Source organism: uncultured Mailhella sp., assembly GCF_947631555.1.
In the GTDB taxonomy this organism is placed as follows: Bacteria; Desulfobacterota; Desulfovibrionia; order Desulfovibrionales; family Desulfovibrionaceae; genus Mailhella.
Genome location: NZ_CANRLT010000015.1, coordinates 34,840 through 42,076 on the forward strand (window position 1 = coordinate 34,840; position 7,237 = coordinate 42,076).

Annotated in this window: 5 protein-coding genes; all 5 read right to left on the reverse strand. The window is 45.4% G+C overall.

Annotated elements, in window-relative coordinates; genetic code table 11:
* Window positions 1-4: 4 nt before the first annotated feature.
* The 5 genes from Q0Z94_RS03735 to Q0Z94_RS03755 are packed head-to-tail and all read right to left on the reverse strand — an operon-like array spanning window position 5 to window position 6,966.
* Window positions 5-3,181, reverse strand: a complete 3,177-nt coding sequence (locus Q0Z94_RS03735; protein WP_298067680.1) for an HsdR family type I site-specific deoxyribonuclease — start codon at window positions 3,179-3,181, stop codon at window positions 5-7.
* A gap of 12 nt (window positions 3,182-3,193) precedes the next feature.
* Complete coding sequence (gene fic / locus Q0Z94_RS03740; protein ID WP_298067681.1) at window positions 3,194-3,808, reverse strand: protein adenylyltransferase Fic; 615 nt, start codon at window positions 3,806-3,808, stop codon at window positions 3,194-3,196.
* A gap of 10 nt (window positions 3,809-3,818) precedes the next feature.
* Window positions 3,819-4,187 (reverse strand): restriction endonuclease subunit S, encoded by a 369-nt coding sequence (locus Q0Z94_RS03745; protein ID WP_298067682.1) that lies wholly within the window; start codon window positions 4,185-4,187, stop codon window positions 3,819-3,821.
* 21 nt (window positions 4,188-4,208) lie between these two features.
* Window positions 4,209-4,415 carry a hypothetical protein gene (locus Q0Z94_RS03750; protein WP_298067683.1) on the reverse strand — a complete coding sequence of 69 codons (207 nt, stop codon included), beginning with the start codon at window positions 4,413-4,415 and terminating at the stop codon, window positions 4,209-4,211.
* 1 nt (window position 4,416) lies between these two features.
* Window positions 4,417-6,966 carry a type I restriction-modification system subunit M gene (locus tag Q0Z94_RS03755; RefSeq protein ID WP_298067684.1) on the reverse strand — a complete coding sequence of 850 codons (2,550 nt, stop codon included), beginning with the start codon at window positions 6,964-6,966 and terminating at the stop codon, window positions 4,417-4,419.
* Between the last annotated feature and the right edge of the window lie 271 nt (window positions 6,967-7,237).

The window sequence follows — 7,237 nt, forward strand, 5'->3', positions numbered from 1 at the left end:
TTGGTTAATCGTAAGTTTCCGGCTTTTGAATATCAAAGCCGCCGCTGATGATAAATTCCCGGAGAAAATTATCCGCTTTTACCACTACTTTTGGAGGAAGAAGCGTTTTCCCTTCCAGGAATTCAAAATATACTTTGGCCTTCTGTTTGTCTATGGTGCTTTTCAATGCGTCGTATCGACCAAACTCATTGATGTTTTGTGTTGTTAAATGCAACTTCATCATATTGGACAACATCTTTTCATCAAGGCCTAAAACAGTGGCCAGGTCGTGAATGCGTTCGTCATGCTTTCTTGAAAGATACTCTGCAATATAATCTCGAAAAGTCTTTCCCTCTTCATAAACAAAATCTTCTCGCTGCATCTCATGAAGCAAAATATTTGCCACCTTTTGCTCTTCCTGCGAAAGACTTGCAAATGTTTTATGCAGCTCGTTCCGAGCTTGTTGTTTTTCTTTCTCACTTATATTTTCTTGACGCGAAGTCTTGATATACTTTACAAAACGACTGTTCATATAATCTGAGTCAATTTTATCCGTATCAATAGTTGTGATATATCCAACAAGATCATACGGGGCAGCGTCTTCATTATTTCCATCAGCTATATCAGAATGTAACTCCTGATACCGCTTTACAAGGGTGTTATATGTATATTTATCAATTATAACTTCTATACTCTCCAGACTTTTTGTCTGCCTGTCCATAAATTTATAGCATGTCTTATCCCATGAAAAGCCCTGCACTTTCGCGGCGGAAAAATATCTGTTAAACTCATTAAATAACTTGACAAATCTATTCCGCTCCGAAGTATCGTCAGGAAGTTTGCTGAAATTTTCAATTCCTGCGCTGTTAAACAAATCGGAAATTTGTGCAAACAGTCTGTTCATCCCCTCAATATTTTCGGGGAGCTTCTGAACAAAGAGGGCAAGCGGCTTGTTTCCGGAATACAGAGCTACGGCAGCCTCAATGTTTTTCTCCATCGTATGCGGATAACGATAATATTTAATGGTTCCAAATGGTTTTTCGTCCTGTGCAAAAAGGCGATTGGTACGGGAAAAGGCCTGAATGATATTTTCATATTGAAGCAGTTTATCCAGATAAAGCGTATTGACCCATTTTGAGTCAAATCCCGTCAACATCTGATCGACCACAATCAAAAGATTGAGCTGCTTTTCTGGTTCCCGTTCAATGCGTTCATACGGTTTTTTATGCGCAAGTCTGGAGGCAATATCTTTTTTCATAGCGGAAAAAGTGGGAATACTGAAATGTTGCCCGTAGTGCGCATTATAGTCCTCAACAATTTCTTTCAGCCCAGCCTCCTTGTCGAGAGACTTTGCGGCATCATCATTATCAATATTAGGGTCAAACAAGGCGGTAATTTTGAGCTTTGTATTGGCAGACGTAAAAAGACGATAGTATTCTATGGCTTCAGGAATGGATGATGTAGCAAAAATTGCGTGAAATTTGCCTCCATGGCTGAGCGCTGACCAATTTTCCAGAATATCTTCCATAACCTTGTTTTGATGCTCAGGGGTTTGATACTGGGCAGGAGGAATATAGTCCTCAATGCCCTTGCGATACTTTCCCTCGGCATCGGTATGCCCCGCCATGGGCATATTCATGTACTTATAGAAAATTTTTTCTTTTTCAGGGTCGGAATGCACCTCATCCTCATCTGAGGCTCTGGCCCGTTCCAGCGCAACAGCCTTCCGAACATCCTGATCTCTGTACGTCGTTACTTTATAAGGGTCAAATCCAAGTACATTTTTATCGCGTATTCCGTCAGCAATACTGTACCGGTGTAATTCATTGCCGAACACGGTAGCTGTCGTACTTTTCTTCTTTTGATTTTCTTCGTGAATCGGCGTCCCAGTAAAACCAAAGAACATGGCCAGGGGGAATGTTGCCTTGATAACCAGCAACATATCTCCAAATGTGGAGCGATGACATTCATCCACAATAAAGACAATGCGTTTGGATCGCATTTTTTCCAAGTCCGCAGCATTCAGACCATATTCACCCTCATTCCTGATATTGCTCATTTTCTGGATGGACGTGACAATCAGTGTATCGGCCGGGTCATTGCTTTTCAGTTTACCGGCAAGAGCGCTTGTATTTTCCGTTGCCTGCACATCTTCATTTTCTTCAGCAAATCCCCGATATTCCTTTAAGCTCTGCGTCCCAAGTTCAATACGATCCATCAGAAATACGACCTTGTCGGCATCCCTGGAGGAAGCGATCAGCTGGGCGGACTTGAAGGAAGTCATGGTCTTCCCGGAGCCTGTGGTATGCCAGACAAAGCCACCGCGCTGATTTGCGCCCAACGGTGCAGCTTCCCAGCGGGCTTTGCTCACCTTGTCGGAAATAGCATTGGCAGCCTGATACTGGTAACTCCGCATCACCTTCAATATGCCGTCCGAATCATCGGCTACGGTGTAAAAACCGATAAGCTGATGCGCCATGGGGATGGAAAGCAGGTCGCGGGTGAACTTGTCCCACCTGTTGATTGGTTCGTTATAAAAATCGGCCCAATGAAAATAATAATCAGGATTAAATGTACCCTCCGGGCCGGGATTGGCAAAATAGAGCGCTTCTTCAGGGTTCATGGCCACAAAAACCTGTACCAGCGAGAATAAACCCGTAAAGCAGCCCTCGGCAGCATATTTTTGGATTTGATTACAAGCCTGGCTGACAGGCACGCCGCTTTTTTTCAATTCAACATGGATGACCGGCATGCCGTTGATCAGCAACAGCACATCTCCCCGGCGATCATTAAGTATTTTTGATTTGACGGAAAACCGAGGCTGCCGGGCTATCTGATAACGGCTCTGACCAGCGGCTATTTCTTTGCGGTTATAAATTTTCAGGGAAATCTCTTTGCCAAAGTGCAGCGTATCCTCAGGATTATCACGGGTAATCTGAACACTGCCGCCATTGATGAAACCATTAAGCCTGAGCGGTGTTCTGAGTTCTTTCACCTGCTCCAGAATCTGTTGCATCTCTCCTTTCGTCAGAGGAAAATCATTGAGACGATCTATACCTCTGTTATTTTCAAACAGAATATCGGCCCAGTTCTGCAAGAGCCTGGCTTCATCATAATTTTCCAGAACCGAATTCTCCCACCCGATCCCAGGCAGCATGGCAATAAGCGCATTCTCAAAATCTTTTTCATTACAAAATGTCATGCTTTCCCCGCGTCAATTATGGATCAGATCTTCTGTACGAAAGATATGATAACCTTCATAGTGGTAGCTTGCGTCAATACCCTTCATATAGACGGTCCGGTCATTGACCTGATCGGTCAGTCCCTTTTTCAGAAGTTCCTTAATTTCCACATCATTCACAGGACTGCGTTCCATTGCCTGCAAATATGCTTCCCGGTCTATTCCGCCCCAGTCCACTATCACGCCCAATTCCTTTTTCAGCATGGCGTCCAGCCAGATGCGGGCGCTGCGGCCATTGCCTTCCCGAAAAGGATGAGCCACATTCATTTCCACATACTTTTCCACGATTTCATCAAAGCTGCTTTGCGGCATATCATCTATACGCCGCAAGGCATCCTCCAGATAAAGAGCAGATGCAAAACGGAATTGCCCCTTGGAAATATTCACCTGCCGTATCTGCCCCGCAAAGGGATAAATATCCTCAAACAAAAACTTATGGATAGCTGCGAGTCCGGCAAAAGTGCCTGTTGGAAAGGTATCCAGCAGGCCTTGTTCAAAAAGCCGTGCAGCCTTTGCCTTGCTCAGTTTTTCCTCAACGCGGGCAAGTTCCGCCGCCTCGGTCAAACCTAGTTTGTTTTCCAATGTCATAAGACTTCCCCTATGCAAACATCTTTTCTAGGCAGGCTTTCTTGATATTTTGCAGCAAGGCAACCTTACGCTGATGAAGGGTGATAAGGTTGTCGAGGGAGCGAAAGAAGGTGCCGATTTGCTTTTGCTCGTACTCATTCCTCGGCACATAGACCATAATTTCTGCCAAATCGTTTGCGTTAATGGCGGGATAACTTGTTCCCGTACAATTATCTAATACGACTTTTACAAAATTGTTGTTCTGAACAAGACATAGTAAAAAACGACTATCTACCAGAGGCCGCATTTGAGCATATCCTGTCGAAAAAACATAGTGTTTATCAGGATTTTCAAACAGATAATTGTTTTTTTGGTATGGTCTGACGGTCTGATAAAACAAATCTCCAGTCCGCGCTAAACGCTACGCTCGTGATGGGGCAGTGTGCTTGGTTTCTGTTCTATGCGAAAGCATTTCAGTCCCAACAACAGACTCAAGATCAACATACTCAAATACGTCCGGCAATTCCGCTTTGGGATTAAAGACGGTTATCTCCCCCAGCTTACGCTGTTCCCAAGCTTCCGTAAATCCGGCGAAGCGAATCTCTGGTTTTCCGGCATGTTCGGACATACTATTCGCCTCCCAGCAGCTTTTTCAGTTCCGCAAGCCCTTGCATGTCAAAAGCATTTCCGGTCAGTTCATCAATCAGCCCATTGAGCACCGTTTCCGTTTCATCAATTTCACTGTCTACGCCAGCGAAGGTCGTCTCATACTTCGTGCACAGAGCTTCAAGGCGGGCAATCAATTTGTGAACCACACTCAGAGGCAGAGCATTCAAGTCTTCAACAAGGGGCGTTATCCACTTGCGGCGCAACAAGTCAAAAATCTGCTCGTCACTAAGATTCTCAATGACATGCTTTGTCTGCATGTGCAGTGCGGCGGAGTCTTCCTTGATTTTCTTTTTGAGGCTTTTTTCCCTGCTGCCCAGCACGTCCACTTTTTTGAGGATGGCAAGCGTCGTCTCGTCCAGCGCTCCAGCCTTAAGCGCCTTTTTCACCTCAGCAGGGACAAAGACTTCCTCGTTGACAAAGGGCTGCTCCCTGTCCTCATCGCTTAATTCATTCAGCAATTCTTCATATTGTCCGGCAAAATCGGCCAGCTTTTCCTCTTCTTCCTTCAGGGCTTGCAGTTTATCCGCCAACAGACGAGCCTGCACCAGCTCAAAGGGAATGACATGCCCCTGCCAGCCATCCTGCACTTCCACATCCCTGTTGTCCTTCTTCCTGACGACCATGCGCGGATCAACCTGCCGCGCGACGGCAAGGCCTTCGGTCTGAAGGATTTCAAGGTCAACGGCAATGTCGTTCCAGCGCTTGTCAAGAAGCTGATACGCCTCATACGGGTCAATCAGCGGCATTGAATCCAACCGCCTGAAAATGTCCTCGCTAAGAACATTTTCCGTACGCGCCGTATTCACAGTCTCCATCCTGCTCAACAGTTCCGTGTTCAGAAAATCGGGAAACGTGGCGAACGCTCCGGCATACCGGCCGGTAAATGCTGTAATGTCCGGATGGCCGAGAACGGCATCCTTCAGTTTTTCAACCTTCAATTCATAATAGGCTTCATTCAAAGGCCGGAACAGCGCTTCCTTGAGCGAGGGAAAAGCGGCCCAGTAATCGCGCAGTCCGGCAAGTTCCACATCAGGAATGCCGCCAAACATGGTAGCCCAGATATCCCAGCTTTCCGTTTCTTCGGAAGAATCCACATAACGAGGAATATTCAGATTATACTCATTCTCACGGATTTCCTCACGGCTGACGACACGGGAAAATTTATCTGCCGAGGTTCGCTGTGTGACCGCATCCACTATCTTTTTGATATCACAGGCACGCAGGACGTTGCTCTTTCCCTGCTTGGCGAATCCCCTGGAGGCATCAATAATAAGGACATCCGTATTTTTCCTTTTCTGCCTCAATACCATGATAATGGTGGGAATTCCCGTTCCGAAAAAAATGTTGGCCGGAAGGCCGATAATGGCATCTATGTGATTCTGTTCAATCAGATTCTTACGGATATTCCCCTCTTCGCCTCCGCGAAAAAGAACGCCATGAGGCAAGACAATAGTCATAATGCCGTCCGGCTTCAGATGATATAAATCATGCAGCAGAAAGGCGTAATCAGCCTTGCCGCGCGGGGCCAGACCGAACGAGGCATAGCGTGCGTCGTTTTCCTTGTCCGATGGATTCCATGCCTGGGAATAGGGAGGATTGGAGACTACGGCATCCACATAAAGGGGATTATATGTATTTACCGGGTCATTTTCATCAAAATACGGCCAGTCATCCTCTAGCGTATCGCCGTTGCGAGTAAAAATATTGTCCGGCAGAATACCGCGCATGACAAGATTCATGCGTGTCAGATTGTAGGTGTTTTCCTTCAGCTCCTGTGCATAGTATTGAATATGATCTTCACTGCCCACATAGCGTGCCGTACTTTTTCCGATATTGATCAGCAAAGAGCCGGAACCGCTTGTCGGATCGTAAATCTTTATCGCACTTCTTCCCTTCAGATGATGCGCCACAATTTCTGACATGAGCAGCGAGACTTCATGGGGAGTGTAGAACTCGCCCGCCTTTTTCCCGGCATTCGCCGCAAAGTTGCTGATCAGATATTCATAAATGAAACCAAGAACATCATAATCCTGCCGGCCATCCATGGGAATGTCTTTTATCAAATAAATCAAATCACGGATGGCTTTTGTTCGTGCCCCGGAAGTTTCCCCCAGCTTGGAAAGGCCGGTTTCCAGTGTTTTGAAAATACCCTCAAATACTTTTTTGTGATGGGGATTGATATTTCGATTAAAAGCAGAAATGGCATCCGTTACGTCAGAAGCGGAAAAATCCATACCTTTGGCTATCCATGTGGAAAAAAGCCCATCGTAGGATATGAAATAGCCAATATTCTGCCGAACCATCTGCACAGACTCTGCATCATCTTCATTCAGGTCAACAATATATTCATCAGTCCAATCGTTTTTTTTCAAAAACTGAACTTCTTTATCAGAAAGAAACTTATAAAATATAAAACCAAGAATATAGTCCTTATATTCATTAGCCTCAATTTTGGAACGCATTTTATTCGCTGATTCCCAAATCTTGGCCGCAAGCTGCTGTTTGTTCATACAGTCGTTTCCTAAAGTTTAAGTTCGGACAAATTCAGAAGTACAGGATTGCAACATGTGCCACAGACGGGACATCCTCATCTCATCGGATGACCACTGTCTGTCAGCATAGTCCGAAATGTCCAGAAGAGCAACAGGCCGAACAACAGGAGACACTGACTTTTATAATGACAAATGTTTGAAATTATGCTATCCTTCAAAAAAAAACGGAGGGTACCGAGATGCATTGCCGGAAATGTGGTTCTGAGGCTTTTGTTAAAAATGGGTTTGT